The sequence below is a fragment of the Bordetella genomosp. 9 genome, from assembly GCF_002261425.1.
In the GTDB taxonomy this organism is placed as follows: domain Bacteria; phylum Pseudomonadota; class Gammaproteobacteria; order Burkholderiales; family Burkholderiaceae_B; genus Bordetella_C.
Genome location: NZ_NEVJ01000003.1, coordinates 1,265,155 through 1,289,568 on the forward strand (window position 1 = coordinate 1,265,155; position 24,414 = coordinate 1,289,568).

General features: G+C 66.3%; 19 protein-coding genes. 9 read left to right on the forward strand and 10 right to left on the reverse strand.

The window, feature by feature from the left end:
• The first annotated feature begins 87 nt into the window (after positions 1 to 87).
• From CAL26_RS16850 to coaBC, 5 genes are all read left to right on the forward strand, one after another.
• A complete protein-coding gene (locus tag CAL26_RS16850) occupies positions 88 to 1,056 on the forward strand; it encodes a bifunctional riboflavin kinase/FAD synthetase (protein ID WP_094847987.1) in 969 nt (322 codons plus the stop codon).
• The gene (gene ileS, locus CAL26_RS16855; protein ID WP_094847988.1) at positions 1,046 to 3,907 is read left to right on the forward strand and encodes an isoleucine--tRNA ligase; all 2,862 of its coding nucleotides are present in this window, start codon (positions 1,046 to 1,048) and stop codon (positions 3,905 to 3,907) included. Before CAL26_RS16850 ends, ileS begins: the two co-directional genes overlap by 11 nt.
• Before the next feature lie 13 nt (positions 3,908 to 3,920).
• Positions 3,921 to 4,442, forward strand: coding sequence for a signal peptidase II (lspA, locus tag CAL26_RS16860; protein WP_373454517.1), 522 nt, complete (start codon positions 3,921 to 3,923; stop codon positions 4,440 to 4,442).
• A gap of 151 nt (positions 4,443 to 4,593) precedes the next feature.
• A complete protein-coding gene (locus CAL26_RS16865; RefSeq protein WP_094847990.1) occupies positions 4,594 to 6,039 on the forward strand; it encodes an NAD-dependent succinate-semialdehyde dehydrogenase in 1,446 nt (481 codons plus the stop codon).
• 93 nt (positions 6,040 to 6,132) lie between these two features.
• Complete coding sequence (coaBC, locus tag CAL26_RS16870; protein ID WP_094849930.1) at positions 6,133 to 7,329, forward strand: bifunctional phosphopantothenoylcysteine decarboxylase/phosphopantothenate--cysteine ligase CoaBC; 1,197 nt, start codon at positions 6,133 to 6,135, stop codon at positions 7,327 to 7,329.
• 12 nt (positions 7,330 to 7,341) lie between these two features.
• Here coaBC and CAL26_RS16875 read toward each other — a convergent pair whose 3' ends face one another.
• The gene (locus tag CAL26_RS16875; protein WP_094847991.1) at positions 7,342 to 8,382 is read right to left on the reverse strand and encodes a metal-dependent hydrolase; all 1,041 of its coding nucleotides are present in this window, start codon (positions 8,380 to 8,382) and stop codon (positions 7,342 to 7,344) included.
• A 94-nt stretch (positions 8,383 to 8,476) separates the two neighbouring features.
• On the opposite strand from CAL26_RS16875, the gene CAL26_RS16880 reads away from it, so the two are divergent.
• From CAL26_RS16880 to dut, 3 genes are read left to right on the forward strand one after another with little or no spacing between them, the layout of a single operon-like run.
• The gene (locus tag CAL26_RS16880; protein ID WP_094847992.1) at positions 8,477 to 9,118 is read left to right on the forward strand and encodes a DedA family protein; all 642 of its coding nucleotides are present in this window, start codon (positions 8,477 to 8,479) and stop codon (positions 9,116 to 9,118) included.
• Between the two features lie 8 nt (positions 9,119 to 9,126).
• A complete protein-coding gene (locus tag CAL26_RS16885) occupies positions 9,127 to 9,726 on the forward strand; it encodes a hypothetical protein (protein ID WP_094847993.1) in 600 nt (199 codons plus the stop codon).
• Positions 9,727 to 9,778: 52 nt separating this feature from the next.
• The gene (gene dut, locus CAL26_RS16890; protein ID WP_094847994.1) at positions 9,779 to 10,228 is read left to right on the forward strand and encodes a dUTP diphosphatase; all 450 of its coding nucleotides are present in this window, start codon (positions 9,779 to 9,781) and stop codon (positions 10,226 to 10,228) included.
• A gap of 14 nt (positions 10,229 to 10,242) precedes the next feature.
• On the opposite strand, the gene CAL26_RS16895 is transcribed toward dut, so the two are convergent.
• Positions 10,243 to 11,355 carry an NADH:flavin oxidoreductase/NADH oxidase gene (locus tag CAL26_RS16895; protein ID WP_094847995.1) on the reverse strand — a complete coding sequence of 371 codons (1,113 nt, stop codon included), beginning with the start codon at positions 11,353 to 11,355 and terminating at the stop codon, positions 10,243 to 10,245.
• Positions 11,356 to 11,577: 222 nt separating this feature from the next.
• On the opposite strand from CAL26_RS16895, the gene CAL26_RS16900 reads away from it, so the two are divergent.
• Positions 11,578 to 12,870 (forward strand): Nramp family divalent metal transporter, encoded by a 1,293-nt coding sequence (locus CAL26_RS16900; RefSeq protein WP_094847996.1) that lies wholly within the window; start codon positions 11,578 to 11,580, stop codon positions 12,868 to 12,870.
• Positions 12,871 to 12,901: 31 nt separating this feature from the next.
• Here the strand turns inward: CAL26_RS16900 and CAL26_RS16905 are convergent, their stop codons facing one another.
• The 8 genes from CAL26_RS16905 to CAL26_RS16940 form a co-directional block, all read right to left on the reverse strand.
• A complete protein-coding gene (locus CAL26_RS16905) occupies positions 12,902 to 13,633 on the reverse strand; it encodes an ABC transporter ATP-binding protein (protein WP_094847997.1) in 732 nt (243 codons plus the stop codon).
• Positions 13,630 to 14,415, reverse strand: coding sequence for an ABC transporter ATP-binding protein (locus CAL26_RS16910; protein WP_094847998.1), 786 nt, complete (start codon positions 14,413 to 14,415; stop codon positions 13,630 to 13,632). Before CAL26_RS16910 ends, CAL26_RS16905 begins: the two co-directional genes overlap by 4 nt.
• A complete protein-coding gene (locus CAL26_RS16915; protein ID WP_373454518.1) occupies positions 14,412 to 15,455 on the reverse strand; it encodes an ABC transporter permease subunit in 1,044 nt (347 codons plus the stop codon). The genes CAL26_RS16910 and CAL26_RS16915 overlap by 4 nt, the downstream gene beginning before the upstream one ends.
• 41 nt (positions 15,456 to 15,496) lie before the next feature.
• Entirely contained in the window at positions 15,497 to 16,426 is a 930-nt protein-coding gene (locus tag CAL26_RS16920) for a branched-chain amino acid ABC transporter permease (RefSeq protein ID WP_094848000.1), read from the reverse strand.
• A gap of 102 nt (positions 16,427 to 16,528) precedes the next feature.
• Positions 16,529 to 17,683, reverse strand: a complete 1,155-nt coding sequence (locus tag CAL26_RS16925; protein WP_094848001.1) for a branched-chain amino acid ABC transporter substrate-binding protein — start codon at positions 17,681 to 17,683, stop codon at positions 16,529 to 16,531.
• Positions 17,684 to 17,994: 311 nt separating this feature from the next.
• Positions 17,995 to 21,807, reverse strand: coding sequence for a trifunctional transcriptional regulator/proline dehydrogenase/L-glutamate gamma-semialdehyde dehydrogenase (putA, locus tag CAL26_RS16930; protein ID WP_094848002.1), 3,813 nt, complete (start codon positions 21,805 to 21,807; stop codon positions 17,995 to 17,997).
• Positions 21,808 to 22,060: 253 nt separating this feature from the next.
• Positions 22,061 to 22,711 (reverse strand): PqiC family protein, encoded by a 651-nt coding sequence (locus CAL26_RS16935; protein ID WP_094848003.1) that lies wholly within the window; start codon positions 22,709 to 22,711, stop codon positions 22,061 to 22,063.
• On the reverse strand, positions 22,708 to 24,408 hold the full coding sequence (locus CAL26_RS16940) for a PqiB family protein (RefSeq protein ID WP_094848004.1): 1,701 nt from the start codon (positions 24,406 to 24,408) through the stop codon (positions 22,708 to 22,710). The genes CAL26_RS16935 and CAL26_RS16940 overlap by 4 nt, the downstream gene beginning before the upstream one ends.
• Positions 24,409 to 24,414 lie beyond the last annotated feature (6 nt).

The following is a 24,414-nucleotide window of genomic DNA, read 5'->3' on the forward strand; positions in this document are numbered from 1 at the left end:
GCCGCCGCCGGCCCGGAGATGAAGCTGCCAAGATAGAGGTTCCACAGGAAAAAGAGCAAGACCGGGCAAAATTGTAAACTCTCGTCCGTGAAACCCGCGCTGCATATCTTCCGTTCCCTTCCGCCGCCCGGCGCCCGCCGTCCCTGCGCCCTGACCATCGGCAACTTCGACGGGGTCCACCGCGGACATCAGGCCATGCTGGCGCGCGTGCGCGCCGCCGCCCGCGCCCGCGATCTGGTGCCGGCGGTCATGACCTTCGAACCCCATCCGCGCGAGTATTTCGCCGCGCTGAACCAGCGTCCGGAACTGGCGCCGACCAGGATCACCGGCCTGCGCGACAAGCTCGACGCGCTGGCGCGCTGCGGTATCGAGCAGGTCGTCGTCGAACGCTTCAACGCGCGGCTGGCCGATATGGCGCCCGACGCCTTCATCGAGCGCCTGCTGGTGGGCGGGCTGGGCGCGCGCTGGATCCTGGTCGGCCCCGACTTCCGCTTCGGCCGCAAGCGCAGCGGCGATATCGAATTACTGCGGCAGGCCGGCAAGGTGCATGGGTTCGAGGTCGAAACGCTGGAAGACATCACCGACGCCCACGGCCACCGCATTTCCAGTTCGGAAGTGCGCACCGCCCTGGCGGTGGGCGACCTGACGCGCGCGCAACATCTGCTGGGCCACCCGTATCACTTGAGCGGGCACGTCGTGCACGGCCGCAAGCTCGGCCGCACGCTGGGCTATCCGACCTTGAACGTGCGCGTGACGCCGCGCTGCGCGGCCCGTTCCGGCATCTACGTGGTGCGCGTGCATGGCCTGGCCGGTTCCCCCCTGCCGGCGGTGGCCAGCCTGGGGGTCAGGCCCACCGTGGAAAACCATGGCCGCGTGCTGCTGGAAGCCCATGTGCTGGACGTCCCTGCCCTGGATGCATACGGTAAACTCGTACGGATCGAGTTCCTGCAACAGCTGCGGGACGAAGAAAAGTTCCCCGACCTCCCCACCCTGACAGCCGCCATCGCCGAAGACGCGCGAAACGCGCGCGCCTATTTTGCCGTTCATGGACTATAAAAAGACGCTCAACCTGCCCGACACCTCCTTTCCGATGCGGGGCGACCTTGCGAAGCGCGAGCCCGCCTGGGTTGCCGAATGGGAGGAAAACCACGTCTATCAGGCCATCCGCGCCGCCAGCAAGGGCCGGCCGCGCTTCGTGCTGCATGACGGGCCGCCCTATGCGAACGGCGACATCCACATCGGCCACGCGGTCAACAAGATCCTGAAGGACATGATCCTGAAGAGCCGCAACATGGCCGGCTACGACGCGCACTATGTGCCGGGTTGGGACTGCCACGGCATGCCGATCGAAATCCAGATCGAAAAGAAATACGGCAAGAACCTGCCCGTGGCGGAAATGCAGTCCAAGGCGCGCGCCTACGCCCTCGAACAGATCGAGCGGCAGAAAAAGGACTTCAAGCGGCTGGGCGTGCTGGGCCAGTGGGACCGTCCCTACATGACCATGGCCTACCGCAACGAGGCCAACGAGATCCGCGCCCTGGCGCGCATCATGGAAAAAGGCTATGTGTTCCGCGGCCTGAAGCCGGTGAACTGGTGCTTCGACTGCGGCTCGGCGCTGGCCGAGGCGGAAGTCGAATACGCCGATCGCGTCGACCCGGCGGTGGACGTGGCCTTCCCCTTCGCCGACAAGGCCGGCCTGGCCCGCGCCTTCGGCCTGCCGTCGGTGGACGACGGCGCCATCGTGATCTGGACGACGACGCCCTGGACCATCCCGTCGAACCAGGCACTGAACCTGCATCCCGAGATCGAATACGCGCTGGTGCGGCTGTCCGCGCCCCGGGCCACCGGCTCGCTGCTGCTACTGGCGACCGAACGGGTCGAAGCCTGCCTCAAGCACTGGGAGCTGGAAGGCGAGATCATCGCCACCACGCGGGGCGAAGCCCTGGCCGGCTTGAACTTCCATCATCCCCTGGCACGCATGGACGCGGGCTACGACCGCCTGTCGCCCATCTACCTGGGCGACTACGTCACGCTGGATACCGGCACCGGCGTCGTGCACTCCGCGCCCGCCTACGGCATCGAGGACTTCGTCTCCTGCAAGGCGCATGGCATGACCGACGACGCCATGCTCAGCCCGGTCATGGGCGATGGCCGCTACGCGTCCAGCCTGCCGCTGTTCGGCGGGCTCAGCATCTGGGACGCCAATCCCAAGATCATCGAAGCCCTGCGCGAAGCCGGCACGCTGCTGCACAGCGAAAAGCACAAGCACAGCTACATGCATTGCTGGCGCCACAAGACGCCCATCATCTATCGCGCCACCAACCAGTGGTTCGCCGGCATGGACATCACGCCGCGCGAAGGCGGCCCCACCCTGCGCGAATCCGCGCTGGCCGGCGTCGACGCCACGCGCTTCTATCCCGCCTGGGGGCGCGCCCGCCTGCACGCGATGATCGCCAACCGGCCGGACTGGACCTTGTCGCGCCAGCGCCAATGGGGCGTGCCGATGGCGTTCTTCGTGCACAAGGAAACCGGCCAGCTGCACCCGCGCACGGTGGAACTGCTCGAAGAAGTCGCACGCCGCGTCGAACAGGGCGGCATCGAAACCTGGCAGTCGCTCGATCCTCGCGAACTGCTGGGCGACGAGGCGGACCTTTACGAAAAAAGCCGCGACACCCTGGACGTGTGGTTCGATTCCGGCACCACGCACTTCACCGTGCTGGGCGGCAAGGACGCCACGCAATCCGGATCGCACGGCGAAGAACTGGCGTGGCCGGCCGACCTCTACCTGGAAGGCTCGGACCAGCATCGCGGCTGGTTCCACTCTTCGCTGCTGACCGGCTGCATGCTGTATGGCCGGCCGCCCTACAACGCGCTGCTCACGCACGGTTTCGTGGTCGATGGCCAGGGCCGCAAGATGAGCAAGTCGGTGGGCAACGTGATCGCCCCGCAGAAAGTGTCGGATTCCCTCGGCGCCGAAATCCTGCGCCTTTGGGTGGCATCGACCGACTACTCGGGCGAGCTGTCGATTTCCGATGAAATCCTCAAGCGGGTGGTCGAGAGCTACCGGCGTATCCGCAATACGCTGCGCTTCCTGTTGGCCAACTTGGCCGACTTCGATGCGGTGTCCATGACGGTGCCCTATGCGCAACGCCTGGAAATCGACCGCTACGCGCTGGCGATGACGGCGCGCATGCAGCAGGAAGTGCTCGACTGCTACGAGAAATACGACTTCCACCCCGCGGTTTCGCGGCTGCAGAACTTCTGCTCGGAAGATCTGGGCGCCTTCTATCTGGACGTGCTGAAGGACCGCCTGTACACCACCGGCGCCACCAGCCTGGCGCGCCGGTCGGCGCAGAGCACCTTGCTGGAGATCACCCAGACCCTGGTGAAGCTGATGGCCCCGGTGCTGTCCTTCACCGCCGAAGAAGCCTGGAAGGAACTGACCGCCAGCGCGCTCAAGCATCAGGCCGACGTGTCGCGTGCCACGGTCTTCGCGGAAGTGTTCCAGTCCCTGCCGCCGCTGGCGGAAGGCGACGCGCTGCCGGCAAAATGGGACCGCCTGCGTACGATCCGCGCGGAAGTCATGCGCAAGCTGGAAGAAGTGCGCAGCGGGGGCGGCATCGGTTCCTCGCTGCAGGCGGAAATCGACATTACCGCTTCCGGCGACGACCTGGCCGCGCTGCAAAGCCTGGGCGACGACCTGCGCTTCGTCCTGATCGTGTCGCGCGCCACCGTGCACGCGGGCACGGGCGAGCTGAAGATCGCCATCGTGCCGTCCTCCCACAGGAAATGCGAGCGCTGCTGGCATTGGCGCGCCGACGTCGGCGCGGATCCGGAACATCCGGAAATCTGCGGACGCTGCGTGAGCAACCTGTTCGGCTCCGGCGAGGCACGCGACCATGCTTGACGCCGGCAATCGCGTGGCGGCGGCGCCCGCGGCGCAACCCGCCCGGGGCCGCGGAGTGGCGTTCTGGCTGGTGCTGGCCGCCGTCATCGTGGTCCTGGACCAGGCGGCCAAGCTGTATTTCAATACCGGCTACGCGTACGGGCAGCGCGTCAACATATTGCCCGTGTTCGACTTCACGCTGGTGTACAACCGCGGCGCCGCCTTCAGCTTCCTGGCGACGGAAGCCGGCTGGCAACGCTGGTTCTTCACCGTGCTGGGCGTGGGTGCGGCCGTCGTCATCACCTGGATCCTGGCGCGCCAGGGCCGCCGGGCCCAACCCCGCTTCGCGCTGGCGCTGGCCATGATCATGGGCGGCGCGATCGGCAACGTCATCGACCGGGTCGCCTACGGACACGTGGTCGATTTCCTGCTGTTCTACTGGAAGGATTGGTACTACCCGGCCTTCAACCTGGCCGACGTCGCCATCACCTGCGGCGCCATCCTGCTGGTCCTGGACGAGCTGCTGCGGATGCGCAAACCCGGCAGCCCCGGGTAAGGCCGCCCCCGCGCCGGCGGGCGAACGATTTGGTAGCTGCGCCGGTTTCCGGTTTATCCTCGGGTGCTTGATAGCCCCATCCAATGTCGTCCGCGGCGAGGACGCCCTCACGAGCCGTCCCTGGGCCGCGCTGCCTACTCAAGGAACTTGCATGAGCATTCCCAATTATCCTCATACCCAGCTTCTGATTAACGGCGAATGGTGCGATGCCGCCGATGGCAAGACGCTGGATGTGGTCAACCCGGCGACCGGTCAGCCTATCGGCAAGGTCGCCCATGCCGGGCGCGCCGACATGGACCGGGCCCTGGAAGCGGCTCAACGCGGATTCGAAGCCTGGCGCAAGGTCCCTGCCCAGGAACGGGCCGCCATCATGCGCAAGGCAGCCGCCATCGTGCGCCAGCGCGCCGAGGACATCGCCCGCGTGATGACGATGGAGCAAGGCAAACCTTACGCCGAGTCGCGTATCGAAATGCTGGCGGCTTCCGACATCATCGAATGGTTCGCCGACGAAGGCCGGCGCGTCTACGGCCGCATCGTGCCATCGCGCAATCTGGCGCAGCAATCGTTGGTGCACAAGGAGCCGATCGGCCCGGTCGCCGCCTTCACGCCGTGGAACTTCCCCGTCAACCAGGTGGTTCGCAAGCTCAGCGCAGCGCTCGCGTGCGGGTGCTCCATCATAGTCAAAGCGCCGGAAGAAACTCCCGCGTCGCCCGCCGCGCTGCTGCGCGCCTTCGTCGAAGCCGGCGTGCCCGCTGGCGCAGTCGGCTTGTTGTACGGCAACCCAGCCGAGATCTCCAGCTACCTGATACCTCACCCCGTCATCCGCAAGGTGACGTTCACTGGCTCCACGCCGGTGGGCAAGCAACTGGCGGCGATGGCCGGCCAGCACATGAAGCGGGCCACCATGGAACTGGGCGGCCATGCGCCCGTGATCGTCGCGGAAGATGCGGACATCGAACTGGCCGTCAAGGCCTCCGGCAGCGCCAAGTTCCGTAACGCCGGCCAGGTCTGCATTTCGCCCACACGCTTCCTGGTCCACAACAGCATCAAAGAGGCATTCACCAGCGCACTGGTCAAGCATGCCGAAAGCCTGAAGGTCGGCGACGGCCTGACCGAAGGCACCACGCTAGGTCCGCTGGCCAATAGCCGCCGCCTGGAAGCCATGGCGAAAATCCTCGAGAACGCACGTGCGACCGGCGCCAAGGTCGCCACGGGCGGCGAGCGCATCGGGTCCGCGGGCAATTTCTTCGCCCCGACCGTGCTGACCAACGTGCCCCTTGAAGCCGACGTCTTCAATAACGAGCCGTTCGGCCCGATTGCCGCAATCCGCGGCTTCGATTCGCTCGAAGATGCGATCCAGGAAGCGAATCGCCTGCCTTACGGCTTGGCGGGCTACGCCTATACCCGCTCGCTGCGCAACCAGCATCTGCTCTCGCACGGTGTGGAAGTGGGCATGCTGTGGATCAACCAGCCGGCCACGCCGACGGCGGAGCTGCCGTTCGGCGGTGTAAAGGATTCGGGCTATGGCTCGGAAGGCGGTCCGGAAGCGATGGAAGCGTATCTGGTGACGAAGACCGTCGTGACAACGATGGTCTGAACGCGCGCCAGGCGGGGCATCTTTGCCCCCGCCTGGCGTCAACAGGCCATGGTCGCGCATAATAGGCCGGTCTTTCCCAACCGCGGTTTCTCCATGCTCGATCTCGCCCGCAAACGTATCGTCCTAGGCATGTCGGGTGGCATCGCCTGCTACAAGATCGCCGAGCTGGTGCGCCGCCTGACGGAACAGGGCGCCGCCATCGACGTGGTCATGACCGACGCGGCCACGCATTTCATTACCCCCGTCACCATGCAGGCCTTGTCCGGCCGGCCCGTCTATGTCAGCGAATGGGACGCGCGCATGGACAACAACATGGCGCACATCAACCTGACGCGCGGCGCCGACGCCGTGCTGGTGGCGCCGGCCAGCGCCGATTTCATCGCCAAGCTGGCCCATGGCATGGCCAACGACCTGCTGTCCACGCTGTGCCTGGCGCGCGGCTGTCCGCTGCTGATCGTCCCCGCGATGAACCGCGAAATGTGGGCCAACCGCGCCACGCAGCGCAACGCCCGGCAGTTGCGCGAAGACGGTATCGAAATCCTGGGACCTGCCGCGGGCGACCAGGCCTGCGGGGAAATCGGCGACGGCCGCATGCTGGAACCGCATGAAATCCTGGCCGACGTCATCGCCTTCTTCCAGCCCAAGACGCTGGCGGGCAAGCATGTACTGGTGACCGCCGGCCCCACCGTCGAGCCCATCGACCCGGTGCGCGTGATCAGCAATCGTTCGTCGGGCAAGACCGGCTATGCCATCGCCCGCGCCGCGCGCGAGGCTGGCGCCCGCGTCACCCTGGTGTCGGGACCGACGTCACTGCCCGCGCCACGCGGGGTGGACGTCCATCCCGTACAGACCGCGCGGCAGATGCACGCGGCCGTCATGGCCCAAGCGCATCATGCGGACGTGTTCATCGCGGTGGCCGCGGTCGCCGACTGGCACGTGAAAAACGCCAGCGACCAGAAGCTGAAGAAAAACGACACGGGCGGCGGCGCGCCGTCGCTCGAATTCGAACCGAATCCCGACATCCTGGCCGACGTCGCCGCCTTGGCCGACGGCCCCTGGTGCGTGGGTTTCGCGGCGGAAACCCAGGATCTGGAACGCCATGCGGAGGCCAAGCGCCTGCGCAAGGGTATCCCGCTGCTGGTCGGCAACCTGGCGCATCGCGTGATGGACCTGGACGACACCGAGCTCGTGCTGTTCGACGATAAAGGCGCCCATCCCCTGCCCCCCGCCGCCAAGCTGGATGCCGCCCGGCGTCTCATCGCCGAAATCGCGGCCCGCCTGCCGGGCTGACCCGGCGGCCGGTCATTCCGGCTGGACCGTCCGGCGCGCCCAGGCATCCAGCGGCAAGGGGGGATGAGGCTCGACGATGCGGGCCAGGATCTGCCGCAGTTCCGGCCAACCGCCCCGACTGCTCGGCCAACGGCTGGGCAGCACCGCGCGCCAGCCGGATTGCGGCGCCCCCTGCGCCATGACGAAACGAAAGGTGTAATACCCCGGCATGCCCATGCGCAGGTCCGTGACCACCAGGTTTCCGCCGATCGCGTCGTAGCGCAGCCATCCGTCGGTGAACCACTCCAGCCTGGCCAGCAAGGGGTCCGCCGGCACTTCGCGGCGCAAGCCCAGGTTGAGCGGCTGGCGCAGTTGCTCCGGCTCGCCACGATCGAAGACGCTGGTCACGGTTTCGTAGTACGTGTCGGCCGGGCCGCGGGCGATGACTCGCCACAGCAGGCTGTTCAGGGGCATGGGCGCGGAAAACAGTTCGGAGGCCTGCTCGCCTCGCGCCGCCAGGGCGGTGCGGACATGCTGCTCGACCAGGGTTTTCGCGGCCAGCGTCCACGCCAGGTAGGCGGCGGCGAATCCCAGCGCCCCGCCCCGCAGGCGACTGATACGTTCGCCCCAGGCCAGGTTCGCCAGGAAGGCGATCAGCAGGGGGAGCGTGAAAACCGGGTCGATGATGAAGATGCTGGAAATGCTGACCGGTTGCAGCGGCAGGGGCCAGAACAGCTGGGTCCCGTAGGTCGTCATGGCATCCAGCAGCGGATGCGTGATCAGTACCAGCCATAAGGTCAGGAAGAGACGCCCCGCGCTGTACGGCGCGTCCGGCCAGCGGCGTCGCACCAGCCAGGCGAGCACGCCCGCCAAGGCGGTCAACACGAAGACGGAATGGGAAAATCCCCGGTGGTACGTCATCAGCGAAACGGGATCGGGGTACGGCACGAAGACGTCCAGGTCCGGCAAGGTCGCCAGCACCGCGCCATACAGCAGCGCCTTGCGCCCCTGGACGCGGCCCAGCAGCGCGGCCTGGATACTGCCCCCCATTACGACGTGCGTCAGTGAATCCATGCTTGCTTGTCATTCCTTTGGATGGACGCCGGCGCCGCCCCACGCGGTCACTCATGCACAAGGTAAGATACCGCATCCAAATGGCGGGGCGCGCATGGACCAATTCGTCGACCATATTCGAAGCTTCATCGAGACCAACCAGGAATGGGCGGGACCGGTCACGGCCTTGCTGACCATGGCGGAATCGGTGGTCATCCTGGGCCTGTTCGTACCCGCCACGGCGCTGATGCTGATCACCGGCGGACTGGTCGGCAGCGGTTCGCTGGATGGCGCCACCATCCTGATCTGGGGTATCGCGGGCGCCATCGTCGGCGATGCCTTCTCGTATTGGCTGGGACGCGGCGTGGGCCCGCGCGTCTTGCGCCGCTGGCCGCTCAGCAACCATCGGCCCGCCGTGGCGCGCGCCAGGCTGTTTTTCTCGCGCTACGGTTTTGCGTCGGTGCTGGCCGGCCGTTTCATGGGCCCCATACGCAGCACCATTCCCACCGTCGCGGGCGTCATGGGCATGAGCCACGCCCGGTTCCAGACGGCCAACATCCTGTCCGCCGCGCTGTGGGTGCCTGCCATGCTGGCGCCCGGCTACCTGACGATGCGCAACGTCGATGACATGTCGGGCGCCAGTCACATCGGCATGGCGATCGGCACCGGCATCTCGATCCTGCTGGGCGTCTGGCTGCTGTGCATGGTGCTGCGCAAGCGTCGCGTGCCGGCCGCGGGACGCCGGGCGCGCCGTTAGGAGCTCGCATGGCGATCGATGGCGAGCCCAAGGACGGCGACTACGTTCGCTATGTCGAACAGCTGATCAACCGCGGCCAGGCGGCGCCCGGCCAGGTGGTGGCGAAGGCGCGCGATGCCTTGTCCGGCGCGGCGACCGCGCGCGGCGCCCGGTCCGCGCCGGGAATGGCGCCGTCGCCCGGCGAAGTCGTCGGCAAGACCCGCCCCACCCGGCAGGAAGCGGTGAAACTGGATACGCAGTGGGGCCGTGAACCTGCCGCCGCGCCCGCGGGCGCGCCGTCGGCCGCCGTGCCCCCCATGCCCCCGGCTGGCGCCGCGCAGGCGCGCAATGCCACGCTGGCGACGCGCGCCTCCACGCGCCGCGGCGCGTTCGCCGTGACCATCGTCGCGCTGGCGATTGCATGGCAGGCGGTGCGCATGCTGTTCGAGGCCCTGCGCCGACCGGGATTCGACCCGCATGAACTGGTGCCCGTCGCTTTCCTGGCCATCTTCGCCGGCCTGCTCTGGCGCGCGGCGCGCAGCCAGCGCAAACGCGCCGGCCAACCGCTGGCGTCCCTGCCGCCGCTGACCACGATCTCCAAGAACGGCCCGGGCAATACGGGCCGCTGATCCCCCTGCCGCCGCCGCGCGCGAACGGCACTGTCTTTCTGCATCCTACTCAATGAAATCCGTCGCCCTGAAAATCCTCGATGAACGCATGCGTGAATTCCTGCCCGCCTACGCCACGCCCGGCGCGGCCGGACTGGACCTGCGCGCCTGCCTGGAAAGCCCGCTGACACTGGAGCCCGGCGCGACCGCGCTGGTGCCGACCGGGCTGGCCATCCATATCGGCGATCCGGGCTATGCGGCGATGATCCTGCCGCGCTCCGGACTGGGCCACAAGAACGGGATCGTGCTGGGCAATCTGGTGGGCCTGATCGACTCCGATTACCAGGGCCAACTGATGGTGTCCACCTGGAATCGAGGCGGCACGGTATTCACCTTGCAACCGATGGATCGGCTGGCGCAGATGGTGATCGTGCCCGTGGCGCAGGTCGCGTTCGACGTCGTGGAAGATTTCCAGGCCTCCGACCGCGGCGCCGGCGGCTTCGGCAGCACGGGGCGCGGCTAGCGCGCCCGCTACCGTTATCGCTGGCCGAAGTTGGCGTCGACGAACAGGTCTTTCAACTCGCGCGGCTGGGAACGCCAGTATTGCCTGGGCGCATGCACATGCTGTCCCAGCTCCGCGGCGGCGTGCCAGGGCCAGCGGGGGTTGTAAAGCATGCCCCTGGCCAGCGACACCATATCCGCCTGGCCCTGCTCGATGATCTCGTTCGCCTGCTCCGGCTCGGTGATCAAGCCCACGGCCATGGTGGGCAGGCCGGTCTCGCGCTTGACGCGTTCGGCGAAGGGCACCTGGTAGCCCGGCCCCAGCGCGATCTTCTGGGCCGGCGACATGCCGCCGGACGACACATCGATATAGTCACAGCCGCGCGCCTTCAAGGCCTGCGCGAACGCAACCGTCTGTTCGATATCCCATCCGCCATCGACCCAATCGGTGGCCGACACGCGCACTCCGACGGGCTTGTCGGCGCTGAAGGCCTGGCGCACCACGTCATAGACCTCCAGCGGGAAGCGCATGCGGTTTTCCAGGCTGCCGCCGTATTCGTCGGTCCGATGGTTCGCGAGCGGCGACAGGAACTGGTGCAGCAGGTAGCCGTGCGCGGCATGGAGTTGGACCGTGTCGAACCCCAGCCGGTCGGCGCGGCGCGCAGCCTGGGCGAAGGCGTCCTTGACCCGCTGCAAACCGGCGCGATCCAGGGCATGGGGCGGCTCTTCGCCGTCCTTGTAGGCCACCGCGGAAGGCGCATCGCATATCCATCCGCCCTGCGAGGACGGGACCTGGTTGCCGCCCTCCCACGGAACGTGGCTGGAAGCCTTGCGGCCGGCGTGCGCCAACTGCATCCCCATGTGGATGGTCGAATAGCGGCGTATGGCGTTCATGACCTTGGCGATGGACGCCTCGGTCTCGTCATCCCACAACCCCAGGTCCGCGGCGGTGATGCGGCCGCCCGGTTCCACCGCGGTGGCTTCGGTGAACAGCAGCCCGGCGCCCGATAAGGCCAGATGGCCCAGGTGGATCATGTGCCAGTCCGTCGCCCTGCCGTTATCAGCCGAGTATTCGCACATGGGGGCGATGACGATACGGTTCGCGAGCTGAAGCCGTCCCAGCGAGACGGGCGAAAAAAGCGTGGTCATGCGGGCTCCAAGCGGAAAGTATCCAGCCGTTATACCGCACGGTTTCCGGTGATCGCCTGAAACCCCTACAGCGGTCCCGGTGGGTCGGGCATAACTTCTGCGTTAGCCCCGATCATCGGGTCGCCATCGATAGGCAATCGCTAACGGAGCTCTAGTATCAATTTATTTGACCAGCAGGCCGGCAGTCTCGACAATAAGAACCATTCTCAGAAAGGAAATACCATGACGGAGCTGATTTACGCGATTGCGGGTGGCAAGGCTGCCCTGCAGCAAGGCGGCAAGGTGCCGGCCGGGCTGCGGCGCCTGGTCGGCTCCGGGCTGCTGGTTGCCGTGGGCTATATCGACCCGGGCAATTGGGCCACGGATATCGCGGGCGGCAGCCGCTACGGCTATCACCTGCTGATGGTCGTATTCATGGCGGCTTTCCTGGCCCTGGGTTTCCAGATTCTCGTGTCGCGGCTGGCGCTGGCCACCGGCCAGGACCTGGCCGCGCTGACCGTGCGCCACCTGCCCCGGCCGCTGGCGCGAGCCGCCTGGCTGGCCGGCGAAGCCGCCATCCTGGCGACGGCGCTGGCCGAACTGATCGGCGGCGCCATCGCATTGCGTCTGCTCCTGGGCGTCCCGCTGATGGCAGGCGTCGCCATGACGGGCGCGGGCACCTACGCGGTGCTGCTGTTCGCCCGCAACAACGCCGAACGCCATGAGCGGATCATCGCCATCCTGCTGGCCATCGTGTCCGTGTCCTTCGTATATCTGCTCTTCCGCGCCAATCCGGAATGGACGGCCGTTGCCCAAGGGGCTGCGCAACCGGGTAACGCCCTGCGCTCGCCGGAAGGCTTCCTGATCGCCCTGGGCATCGTGGGCGCCACACTGATGCCGCACAACCTGTATCTGCATTCGGGCGAACTGGCCGAACGCGGCCGCGACCTGCCGTCCGCGCTGCGCGGCGCGGCGATGCGCGTCGCCCGCAGCGACACCGTGCTCTCGCTGGGCATCGCGACCCTGATCAACGCGGCCATCATGATCGTCGCCGCGGCGTCCTTGTCCGGAAACGGCCTTGAAGTGACCAGCCTGGACCAGGCCCATGCCGTGATCGGCAAAACCTTGGGCGTCGGCGCCGCGATCGTGTTCGCCGTCGCGTTGTATGCGGCGGGCCAAAGCTCGACGATCACCGGCGTGCTGGCGGGCAAGGTGCTGTCCAACGGCTTCAGCACCGGCGGCTGGTCGGACCGCAAGCGGGCCCTGGTCACCCGGGCCATCGCCGGAACCGCGGCGCTGGGCATGCTCGCCTACACCGGCGGACAGAACCCCGACCAGTTGCTGGTGATCAGCCAGGTGATATTGAGCCTGGCCCTGCCCTTCGCGCTGGTGCCCCTGGTCATGCTGGCCGTGCGGCGCGACGTGATGGGAGCGTACGTCCTGCGCGGCGTCTGGTGCGTGCTGGCGGTGACCGCAACCGCCGCGATCATTGCGCTGGACGGCTACCTGCTGGTGATCCAGGCGGTGCAGGGCTGATGCCGCGCCCGCCGGCGCGGCGGCCCTGGCGTCAGGCGTTTTCCAGCTCGCCCAGATATGCCGCGCGCACCTTGGGATCGTTCAGCAGCGATCGCGCGGCGCCGGACAGCGTCAGCTCTCCCGACTCCATGACGTAGCCCCGCTGGCTGTATTCCAGGGCCAGCCGGGCATTCTGCTCGATGAGCAGGATCGTCACGCCTTCGGCGGCAATGGCGGAAACGACTTCGAACACCTTTTCGACCATGAGCGGCGCCAGTCCCATGGACGGTTCGTCCAGCAGCAGCAGCTTGGGACGGGCGATCATGGCTCGTCCCATGGCGACCATCTGCTGCTCGCCACCCGACAAGGTGCCGGCGGCCTGCTTGCGCCTTTCGGCCAAGCGCGGGAATTGCTCGAATACCCGATCGAGGTCGGCACGCACGCCGGCGGCGTCGCGGCGCACGTACGCCCCCATCGCCAGGTTTTCCTCTATGGTCAACTGGCCGAAAATGCCGCGGCCTTCGGGCACCATCACCAGGCCTTCGCGCACCAGTTCGTGGGAACGTCGTCCCTGGATCGGCGCCCCTTGATACAACACCTGTCCGCCGGCCACCGGTATCAAGCCGCAGATGGCGCGCAAGGTCGAGCTCTTGCCCGCGCCATTCGCGCCGATCAGGCAGACGAGTTCGCCTGGATTCACCACCAGGTTGACGCCGCGTACCGCTCGGATACCGCCGTAGGCCACCTGCAGGTCACGGAGTTCCAGCAAAGGAGTCTGGGTCATGCCGCCGCCTCCTGCGCCGCGCCGACGCCGAGGTAGGCCTCGATCACTTTGGGATTGCGCTGGACGTCGGCCGGTTTGTCCATCGCCAGGACTTTCCCATACTCCAGGACCAGTACCCGATCGCACAGCCCCATCACCAGTTTCATATCGTGTTCTATCAACAGCACGGTTACGCCATCGGCGCGGATCTTTTCGATGAGCCGGCGCAGCACGACGGTTTCCGAAGCGTTCATGCCGGCCGCGGGTTCATCCAGGGCCAGCAGCCGGGGTTCCGTGGCAAGCGCGCGGGCGATCTCCAGACGGCGCTGGTCGCCGTAGGACAGCGATTTGGCGATGTCGTTGGCGCGCGCCGCGATGCCGGTGTATTCCAGCAACGCGTGGGCACGCGCTTCGATATCGGCTTCTTCACGCCGCGTGCGACGATTGCGCAGCACGGCGCCGAGCAGACCGGCGCGGGTCCGCACGTGGCGGCCGATCATGACGTTTTCCAGCGCCGTCAGGTTCGCGAAGAGGCGTATGTTCTGGAACGTGCGCGCCAGGCCCAGCGCGGCGATCTCATGCGGTTTCGCGCCCACCAGGTTTTCGCCGGCGAATACACACTGCCCGTCTTCCGGCACGTACAGGCCCGTCAGCACATTGAACAAGGTCGTCTTGCCGGCGCCGTTGGGGCCGATCAAGCCGTAGATCTCTCCACTGAGGATATCGAAGCTGACGTCCGACAGCGCCTGCAGCCCGCCAAAGCGCTTGCCCAATCCGCGGGCTTCCAGCAAGGTTGCATTCATGCCTGGCCTCCCTGTGGCTGGCGGCTGAGTTCACGCTTGCGCACCGAAGACGGCCACAAGCCGGCGGGCCGGAACAGCATCACGCACACCATGGCCAGGCCGAACAGCAGCATGCGGATGGCTTCCGGATCGACGACCACGCCGCCGAAAATCGCCTGCTGGGCCGGCACGATGACGGCGCGCAGGAATTCCGGAAACACGGCCAGGATGACCGAACCCAGGATGACGCCGGGGATATGCCCCATCCCGCCCAGCACCACCATGCACAGCACCGAAATCGACTCGGTCAGGCTGAAGCTTTCGGGACTGACGAAGCCCTGCATCGACGCAAACAAGGCGCCGGCCACGCCACCGAACGACGCGCCCATGGCAAAGGCCAGCAGCTTGATGTTGCGCGTATTGATCCCCATGGCCTTGGCCGCGACTTCATCTTCGCGTATGGCTTCCCATGCGCGGCCGATGCGCGAGTTCTGCAGCCTCAGGCATACGAAAATGATCAACAGGGTCAGCAGGAGCAGCAGGTAATAGTACTTTTCCGGCCCGGTCACACGTATGCCGAACAAGGTTTCGGTGCGGTTGAAGGCAAAGCCCGCCACGCGGAAAGGATCGATGCGGTTGACGCCTTGCGGACCGTTGGTGATATTGATCGGCGCGTTCAGGTTGTTCAGGAACACGCGGATGATTTCACCGAAGCCCAGCGTGACGATGGCAAGGTAGTCCCCCCGCAACTTGAGGGTGGGCGCACCGAGCATCACGCCGAACAGGCAGGCCAGCGCCACGCTCAGCGGCAGGATCGCCCAGAACGGCAGATGCAGGCCGAAGTGCGGCGACGCCAGCAGGGCCCAGGTATAGGCGCCCACGGCATAGAAGGCGATGTAACCCAGGTCCAGCAGGCCCGCGAAGCCGACCACGATGTTCAGGCCCAGCGAAAGCATCACATACAGCAACGCGAAGTTCAGTATGCGCACCCAGCTCTGGCCGGCCATGCCCAGTACGAAGGGCAGCACGGCCAGCGCGATCGCGACGACCGCCATACCCATCCATGCGGCCGGCGATATGCGGCCGCGTGTAGCGATACTTGTCATGCGCGATCTCCCACGCGTTCGCCCAACAAACCGGAGGGACGGAAAATCAGCACCAGCACCAGCACCAGGAAAGCGAACACGTCCTGGTAGTTGCTACCCATGAAGCCGCCGGTCAGGTCGCCGATGTATCCGGCGCCCAGCGCTTCTATCACGCCCAGCAATATGCCGCCGAACATGGCGCCCGCCAGATTGCCGATGCCACCCAGCACGGCCGCCGTGAAGGCCTTCAGGCCCAGCATGAAGCCCATCGTATAGTGCGCCACGCCGTAATAGGTGGTGACCATCATCCCGGCCACCGCCGCCAGCGCGGAGCCGATCAGGAAGGCCGCGGAAATGACCGTATTGATGTTCACGCCCATCAGGCCCGCGACTTCGCGGTTCTGCGCGGTGGCGCGCATGGCGGTGCCCAGCCGGGTCTTGTGCACGAGTAGCAGCAGCCCGGCCATCATCAGCGCGGCGATGACGATGATGGCGATCTGCAGCGTGCTGATGCGCGCGCCGTCGATCTGGAAGACATGCGGTTCGAGTATCTGCGGGAAATGCGCGTAGTCGCGGCCCCACACCATCATGGCCACGTTCTGCAGGATGATCGATATGCCGATGGCCGTGATCAGGGCCGCCAGCCGCGGCGCGCGCCGCAAGGGGCGGTAGGCGACTCTTTCCGCCAGCCAGCCCAGGCCCATGCAGATCGGTACCGCGCAGATCACGCCCGCGCCCAATATCAGCCACGGCGACATCGCGGGATGGGCGCCGACGAGCGCCAGGGCCACGGAAGTCGCCACCATGGCGCCCACCATGACCACGTCGCCATGCGCGAAATTGATCAGGCCGACAATGCCATACACCATGGTATAGCCCAGCGCGACCAGGGCATAGACGCTACCCTGGGTCAGGCCGTTGATAAGTTGCTGTATGAAGATATCCATGGAATGCCAGGTGAAACATGAATCGCGCGGACGGGAGACGCCGCGCCTGGTACGCCCCGCGAAGGCGGGGCCGGGCCCGGCGTCGCGCCGGACCCGGGCGCTTTATTGCGCCTGGCTCACCATGGTCTTGACCATTTCCCACTTGCCGTTCTTGACCTGATAGACGGTCACGGACACTTCCTTGAGATCGCCCTTGGCGTCGTAGGCAATGTTCTGGCTGGTGGCGCCGCTGCGGTGCAGCTTGCGCAACATGGGCAGGTACTTCTGCGGTTCGGCGGAGTTGGCTTGCTCCATGGCCGTGATCATGTTCCACGCGCCATCGTAGGCATAAGGTGCGTAGACGCCGGGATCATCCTTGAAGCGGGCCTTGTAGGCCGCGGCGAAGGCCTTGCCGGCGGCCATCTGTTCAAGCGGGACGCCCGCCAGAGACGCATAAGTGCCTTCCGCCGCATCGCCGGCGAGCTTCAGGAAGGTTTCGCTGCGCGTCATTTCGCCGGACACGAAGGGCATCTTCATGCCCAGGGTCGCCATCTGGCGCTTCATCGGGCCGGACTGGGCATCCAGCCCGCCGAAAAAGATCGCATCCGGCGCGACGCCCTTGATATTGGTCAGGATGGACGTGAAGTCGTTGGCCTTGTCCGTGGTGTATTCGCGACGGATGACCTGGCCTCCCGCGGCTTTCACCGCCTTGTCGACCTGATCCGCCAGGCCTTGCCCATAGGAAGTGCGGTCATCGATGATGGCGATCTTCTTGGCATGCAGATCCTTGACCATGAATTCGCCAACGGCGGCACCCTGCTGCGTGTCGCTGGTCATCATGCGGAAGGTGTTGTCGTAGCCCTGGTTCGTGTATTCCGGGGCGGTGCCCATGGCGATCTGCACCAGGCCGGCATCATGGTAGACCTGCGACGCGGGGATGGTGGTGCCGGAATTGAAATGTCCGAGCACGCCATCGACGCCTTCGTCGACCAGCTGCTGGGCCACCGTGACGGCGGTGCGCGGGTCGGCCTGGTCATCCTTGGAAATGAGCACGAACTTGGCGGTCTTGCCGTCGAGCTTGATGCCCTTCTTGTTGGCTTCCTCAATGGCCAGGACCAGGCCATTCTGCATGTCCTGGCCGTAGTGCGCCTGTGGGCCCGTCAGCGGGCCGGCATAGCCCAGCTTGACCTCCTGGTCCGCCGCGTGCGCGGCGCCGGCCACGCAAAATCCAGCGGCGACAGCCACGGCGAGCGAACGTATCGTTGTCTTGAAGCCCATCATTTCCTCCTCGTAGGATAAGGCTCAGAGATCGGGCGGGAGGTCTTCCCGCCGTCCTTGCAGGCATGATTCGCGGATGACGCGACCCGTACCTTTTAGTATTTATTTGCCCATGGCAGGGGATTTTCGATGGCGCCACGTATGGCAGGTATTGGCGATTACCCTCCCCGTGCTTGCCGAAAATCCCCGTCGCGCGGCATCCGGAAGCATATGCCAAGTAAAGCGCCGGTGTGTCTCATCGATACACTGATGAAACACACCGGCGCTTTCGTTTTTTCAACGCGTCGCCCGCCCTGGGCGTTGAAATTACCTCACCCTATGGTCATCAGGCTGGCATTTCCGCCCGCCGCGGCCGTGTTGACGCTGATGGAGCGCTCGGCCAGCAAGCGGTCCAGCACATAGGATTGCCCCTGCGCCACCGCGTCGGACGACAGGCCTTGCACGGAGACGATGGGCCCTGGCCGCGTAGCCACGCGAGCGGAGAGCACGCGCAGCGCGTCGCTGTCGCCTTCGAACAGCACGGCCTGGTAGTCCGCGCTTTCGACGTCTTCGTCACGCATGAAAGCCACACCCTCACGCTGCGCGGGCGGCAGGCTCTGGGCGTGCTGGCGCGCCACGTCGTTGTCGGCGTACAGCACACGGTTGCCGGTGGCCTGCGCCGCAGCCCACTGCGCGCGCGCGCCCTGTTCCGACGCCGCGACGCACAGCACGGTGCCGCGCGGCTCCAGGCGATAGGTATTCGCTTCGCCGGTGGGCCCGGGCAGCGTCAGGACCACGGGCATCGCCGACGCGCCGCCCGCCACGGGCAGCCCGGCCGGCCGCACGGACAGCAGACGGTACAGGTACAGCGGTCCGCCGGCCTTGGGCCCGGTGCCGGACAAGCCTTCCCCGCCGAAGGGCTGCACGCCGACCACGGCGCCCACGATATTGCGGTTCACGTACATATTGCCCGCATGAATGCGGGAGGTCACATGGCCGATCGTTTCGTCGATGCGGGTATGCACGCCGAAGGTCAGCCCGTAGCCGGTGGCATTGATGTCGTCCAGCAGGCGGTCCAGCTGGTCGCGCTTGTAGCGCACCACGTGCAGCACCGGGCCGAAGACTTCGCGCTTGAGTTCGCGGACACTGCCGATTTCGATCAGCGTCGGCGCGACGAAGGTACCGTTGCGGCACGTCGCCGGCAGCGGCAGCTGCGTGATCGTCTTGCCAGCATTGCGCATGGCGTCGATGTGACGCTGTATGCCTTCGCGCGCCTCGCCGTCGATGACCGGGCCGATATCCGTCGACAGATGGTCGGGGTTGCCGACCCGCAATTCGGCCATCGCCCCGCGCAGCATTTCCAGCACGCGGTCGGCGCTGTCCTCCTGCACGCACAGCACGCGCAGCGCCGAGCAGCGCTGGCCCGCCGAGTCGAAAGCGGAGCCCAGGACGTCGTACACGACCTGTTCGGTCAAGGCGGAGGAATCCACCACCATGGCGTTCTGGCCACCGGTTTCCGCGATCAGCGGGATGGTGTTACCCGCGTCATCCAGGCGTTCGGCCAGGCTGCGCGAAATCAGCCGCGCGACGTCGGTGGAGCCGGTGAACAGCACGCCGCGGATGTCCGGGCTGGCGACCAGCGCCGCGCCCACGGTTTCGCCGCGACCGGGCAACAACTGCACGGCGTCTTCATGCACGCCGGCCGCGCGCAGGATGGCGATGGCCTGCGCCGCGATCAGCGGCGTCTGTTCCGCCGGCTTCGCGATGACCGCATTGCCCGCCGCCAGCGCGGCCGCAACCTGGCCGGTGAAGATGGCGAGCGGGAAATTCCACGGACTGATGCACAGGACCGGTCCCAGCGGCCGATGGGTCGCATTGTCGAATTCGCGCTCGGCCTGTTCGGCGTAATAGCGCAGGAAGTCGACCGCCTCGCGCACCTCCGCGATGGCATTGGGCAGGGACTTGCCGGCTTCGCGCACGATCAGTCCCAGCAGCATCTGCATCTGCTCTTCCAGCATCTGCGCGGCGCGGCGCAGGCAAAGCGCGCGTTCGGCGACTGGCGTGGATTGCCAGATCGAGGCCCCCTGCCCCGCGCGGCGCAAGGCTTCCTGCGTTTCCGCTTCGGATGCCTCGATGACGTGTCCCACGACGTCCCGGTGGTCCGACGGGTTGCGCACGGGCATGGCGCGCGCCTCGTCCCAGGCGATCGCGCCCACGGTCGGGTGCGCCCGCCATGCGGTCGCGGTGCTCGACAGCAAGGCCGCCGACAAGGACGCCAGGCGGTGTTCGTTGCTCAGGTCCAGCCCTTGGGAATTGGCGCGGGCGCCGGCGCGCACGCTGCCATAGAGTTCGCGCGGCAGCGGAATCTTTTCGTGCGGCGCGCCCAGCGGCACGATGGCCGACGCGGCGGCCACCGGGTCTTCGATCAATTCGTCGATGGATATGCTTTCGTCGCCTATGCGGTTCACGAAGGACGTGTTGGCGCCGTTTTCCAGCAGCCGCCGCACCAGATAGGCCAGCAGCGTTTCATGGGTGCCGACCGGCGCATAGATGCGGCAGGGCCGGTTCAACTTGCCTTGCGCCACCGGGCCGACGACTTCTTCGTAAAGCGATTCGCCCATGCCATGCAGGCACTGGAACTCGTATTGGCCGGGATAGTAATTCTGGCCGGCGAGTTGATAGATGGCCGCCAGCGTGTACGCGTTGTGCGTGGCGAACTGCGGGAACACCGCTTCCGGCGCGGCGAGCAGCTTGCGCGCGCATGCCAGGTAGGCGACGTCCGTATAGATCTTGCGCGTATAGACGGGATAGCCTTCCAGGCCATCGACCTGCGCCCGCTTGATTTCGCTGTCCCAGTAGGCGCCCTTCACCAGGCGCACCATCAGGCGATGCCGGCTGCGCCGCGCCAGGTCCACCACGTAGTCGATCACGAAGGGCGCGCGCTTCTGATAGGCCTGGATCACGAAACCGATGCCGTTCCAGCCTTCCAGTTCCGGATCGAAGCAAAGCGCTTCCAGCAGGTCCAGAGAGATCTCCAGGCGATCGGCTTCTTCGGCGTCGATGTTCAGGCCGATGTCGTAGCCCCTGGCCAGGCGCGTCAGCGAGCGCACGCGCGGCAGCAGTTCGGCCATGACCCGATCGCGCTGCGCCCGCGAATAGCGCGGGTGCAAGGCGGACAGCTTGATCGATATGCCGGGCCCCTGGTAGATCCCGCGGCCCGCGGCGGCCTTGCCGATGGCATGGATGGCCTGTTCGTAGGAAACATAGTAGCGATCCGCGTCGGCCGACGTGGTGGCCGCTTCGCCCAGCATGTCGTACGAGTAGCTGAAGCCCTTGGCTTCCATCTTGCGATTGTTGGCCAGGGCTTCCGAAATGGTCTGGCCGGAGACGAATTGCTCGCCCATCATGCGCATGGCGATGTTCACGCCCTTGCGGATCAGGGGCTCGCCACCCTTGCCGATCAGGCGCGTCAATGCGCGCGACAGCGACTGTTCGCTGTTGACGGCCACCAGCTTGCCGGTCAGCATCAATCCCCAGGTCGCCGCGTTGACGAACAGCGACGGCGATTCGCCGACATGGGACCGCCAATCTCCGCGGGCCACCTTGTCGCGTATCAATGCGTCCCGGGTGGCGCGATCGGGAATACGCAGCAGGGCTTCGGCCAGGCACATCAGGGCCACGCCTTCCTGGCTGGAAAGAGAGAATTCCTGGATCAGTCCTTCCACCCCGCCGCCCGTGCGCTTGTCGCGCAGGGACTGCACCAGCCCGGCGGCCATCGCATGGATTTTTTCGGGGTGCGGCATACGGGCCTGCCCCAGCAAGAGCGGCACGCATTCCGGCTCGGGACGGCGATAGGCCGCGGTGATGGCGGCGCGCAGCACCGACTGCGACTGCACGTCCTGCCCGAATTCGAAAAACGGCGGTACCTGGGCGAGCGGTTGCAGCTCCGCTTCTTCGACTGTGGTGTCGGTGCCGGTGAAATGCGCGATTTCCGCGGGAAGCTGGCCGCGCTCGATCTTCTCGAGGTAAGCCACGATGGCCTGCTTGTGCAGCCAATGGGGAGTGCATTTCAATTTGGCGGCGGCGTCTTTCAGACGGTCGCGCAGCGCTTCGTCTACCTTGACGCCCAGAGTGGTGGTGCCCATGCTGCTTGGTACTCGCTGTTGGAATATAGGAACCTGCCGCCGCCCCACGGGGACGGAACACGGCTTGCCCGGGCTCGATGCCGGCCCGGGTTCACCGCGATCATAGGCGGGTTATACCTTTGCAAGTATTAAGGTTAACCCCTAGATTCCACTAGCTTTCCTATTGGAGCGGCGGGCGGGTCCGCCGCCGTGCGCGGCCTGGCGCCGCGCCTCCGTCCGCTCAGCGCTCAGGGCCTCGCGGCGCAGGGCCGTCTCAGGCGTTCGTGCAACCCTGCAGCTGCACGGCGGCATCGGCCGCGGTCGCCTGCGCGCCGCCGGACCGGATCGCGCTGGCGATGGTCGCCGCCAGCGCCACGGTGGCCTTTTGCTGCGCGGCCACGGCATTGCCGGGTGACGACCCGCCGAGCGGCATGCGGATCACGCTGCGGCACAGCAGCCCGCGTCCCTGCAGGTTCACGGGACGCACCCGCCAGGTGGCATCCAGCACCGCGGATCCGCCAGCGGCGGCGTCAAAGCGCTGTACGTCCACCTGGACCCGCCACATGGCGGCGTCGCTGGGCGCACTGAGGGTCTGCACGTCCAGCACGCCCAGGTCCCGCACCAGGTTGTACGAGAGCGCGCCGCGTATTTCGTCCGGCAAGGGCGCCGTCCAACGATCCGAGTAATACGCCGACACCGCGCCATCGGATTGCCGCATCATGATCTGCGGCTGGTCGGCCTGCGACGGGACCGTCACGGGCAGGACTTCCAGCAGATATGGCGGCTGGCCATCGCGCGGCGCCTGCGCGGCCGCGGTCTCGGGCGTCAGCAGCGTGTAGTAATTCACCGGCGGCGACGCGGCGCACCCGGCCAGCGCCGCCGCGATCAGGGTGGGTGCGAGCAAAAGTCCAAAGGCGCGATTCATCGAGGGCTCCTGGTGGCACCGTAGTTGGGCAGAGGATCCGGCCCGCGGCCGCGCAGCAGCGCTTCGGGATTCGTCTGCAGATAATCCGCCAAGGCGCGCAGCGACCGCGCCGCCCGCGACAGTTCTTCCATCGCGCGCTGGGCGTTGACCGGCAGGGCCGAGTCGGGCGCCAGCAGATTGCCCAGATCCGCCAGCGACTTGTTGGCCTGCTTCAGCAGCGCCTCGGCCTGCGGCGCCACCTGCTTGTCCAGCTTGTTCATGAGGCGGGCCGAGCCTTCCAGCGTGCGTTGCAGATCCATCCCTATTCTGTCGAAAGGAATCTTATCCAGCTTGGTGGCGATGTTGGATATCTGTTGTTGCAGCTGGTCGAGATTGCCGGGCTGCGTAGGAATGCTGGCCGGCGATTGCATCTCGAATCTGACCGGTTTGGCGTTGGGGAATACATCCAACGCCACATACAGCTGCCCCGTCAGCAGGTTCGAGCTGCGCAATTGCGCGCGCAAGCCGTGCTGCACCATCGCCCCGAGCAAGCGGCCTCCCGGATGGATCACCTTCGTGCCTTCGACTTCCTTGTCTTCCTGCTCGGAGAACTCCTTCACCCTTTCGTAGACAGGCCCCAGGCGCTGCGGGAACAGATTGGCATGGACCAGCGCGAAGAAGCGCTTGGAATTCCTGTCGAAGTCCATCGTGATGGAATCGACCTGACCCAACTGGATGCCGTTGAAGTCGATCGGCGCGCCCACGCTCAGCCCGCGTATGGACTGATCGAAACGCATGACCACAGGGAAAGGATCGCCATCCGGCGTTGCTTCCGCGGCGGCCTGCGTGCCGTAAAGCGTAAACACAGTGTCTGCCTTGGCGAGCATGGCGCTGGGATTGTCGTCCGATTGCGCGAAGGCGATGCCGCCCACCGCCACCGAAAGCAACGACTGCGTGCGTACCTTCAGGCCGTCGGCATTGAGGGTGAAATCCACCCCGCTGGCATTCCAGAAATGCGTGTCGGCCATCACGAATTTGTCGTACGGCGCGTCGACGAACACCTGGATGTTGACGAAATGCCCGGTCGGATCCAACTGGTATCCGATCACCTGCCCCACACTGATGCGGCGGTAATACACGGGCGACCCGACGTCCAGCGACCCCAGGTCCGTGGCCCGCACCGTGAACCGCTTGCCCGGGCGATCGTGCGTCACTTCGGGCGGCGTCTCCAGGCCGACGAACTCGGTTTTCTCCTCGTCCGGCAGCGGTTTGCCGCTGGCGTCCTTGCCGGTGGTGGCATCCACGCCGATATACGCGCCGGACAGCAGCGTGCCCAGCCCGGAAACCCCGCTGACGCCCAGGCGCGGCCGCACCACCCAGAATTGCGTGCCTTCGCGCGCAATGCTGGCCGCGTCCTTGACCAATTCCGCCTTCACGACGACATTCGCCCGGTCTTCGCTGAGCCGTATGCTGCGGACCGTACCGATGTTGACGTCCTTGTAGCGCACCTGCGTCTTGCCGACCTCCAGGCCTTCCGCCGTCTTGAAGGTGATGGTCACCGTCGGTCCGGTTTCGAACCAGGTACGTGCCACCAGGGACAGGCCCGCGATGGCGGCAACGAAGGGGACTAGCCAGATCCACGAAATTCGGCGCTTGCGCCGGTTGACCACCGGAGTCCGGATCTGCTGATTGTCTCCGGACGATGCTGGGTCGGACATGCTGCT

Coding starts and splice junctions, on each gene's coding strand:
- CAL26_RS16895 (WP_094847995.1), bottom strand. CDS start 11,355: ATGACCACGCTTTTTTCGCCCGTCTCGCTGGGACGGCTTCAGCTCGCG.
- CAL26_RS16875 (WP_094847991.1), bottom strand. CDS start 8,382: ATGGATTCACTGACGCACGTCGTAATGGGGGGCAGTATCCAGGCCGCG.
- dut (WP_094847994.1), top strand. CDS start 9,779: ATGAAATCCGTCGCCCTGAAAATCCTCGATGAACGCATGCGTGAATTC.
- CAL26_RS16885 (WP_094847993.1), top strand. CDS start 9,127: ATGGCGATCGATGGCGAGCCCAAGGACGGCGACTACGTTCGCTATGTC.
- CAL26_RS16865 (WP_094847990.1), top strand. CDS start 4,594: ATGAGCATTCCCAATTATCCTCATACCCAGCTTCTGATTAACGGCGAA.
- CAL26_RS16900 (WP_094847996.1), top strand. CDS start 11,578: ATGACGGAGCTGATTTACGCGATTGCGGGTGGCAAGGCTGCCCTGCAG.
- putA (WP_094848002.1), bottom strand. CDS start 21,807: ATGGGCACCACCACTCTGGGCGTCAAGGTAGACGAAGCGCTGCGCGAC.
- ileS (WP_094847988.1), top strand. CDS start 1,046: ATGGACTATAAAAAGACGCTCAACCTGCCCGACACCTCCTTTCCGATG.
- CAL26_RS16910 (WP_094847998.1), bottom strand. CDS start 14,415: ATGAATGCAACCTTGCTGGAAGCCCGCGGATTGGGCAAGCGCTTTGGC.
- CAL26_RS16920 (WP_094848000.1), bottom strand. CDS start 16,426: ATGGATATCTTCATACAGCAACTTATCAACGGCCTGACCCAGGGTAGC.
- CAL26_RS16935 (WP_094848003.1), bottom strand. CDS start 22,711: ATGAATCGCGCCTTTGGACTTTTGCTCGCACCCACCCTGATCGCGGCG.
- CAL26_RS16880 (WP_094847992.1), top strand. CDS start 8,477: ATGGACCAATTCGTCGACCATATTCGAAGCTTCATCGAGACCAACCAG.
- CAL26_RS16940 (WP_094848004.1), bottom strand. CDS start 24,408: ATGTCCGACCCAGCATCGTCCGGAGACAATCAGCAGATCCGGACTCCG.
- CAL26_RS16905 (WP_094847997.1), bottom strand. CDS start 13,633: ATGACCCAGACTCCTTTGCTGGAACTCCGTGACCTGCAGGTGGCCTAC.
- coaBC (WP_094849930.1), top strand. CDS start 6,133: ATGCTCGATCTCGCCCGCAAACGTATCGTCCTAGGCATGTCGGGTGGC.
- CAL26_RS16925 (WP_094848001.1), bottom strand. CDS start 17,683: ATGGGCTTCAAGACAACGATACGTTCGCTCGCCGTGGCTGTCGCCGCT.
- CAL26_RS16915 (WP_373454518.1), bottom strand. CDS start 15,455: ATGGGTATGGCGGTCGTCGCGATCGCGCTGGCCGTGCTGCCCTTCGTA.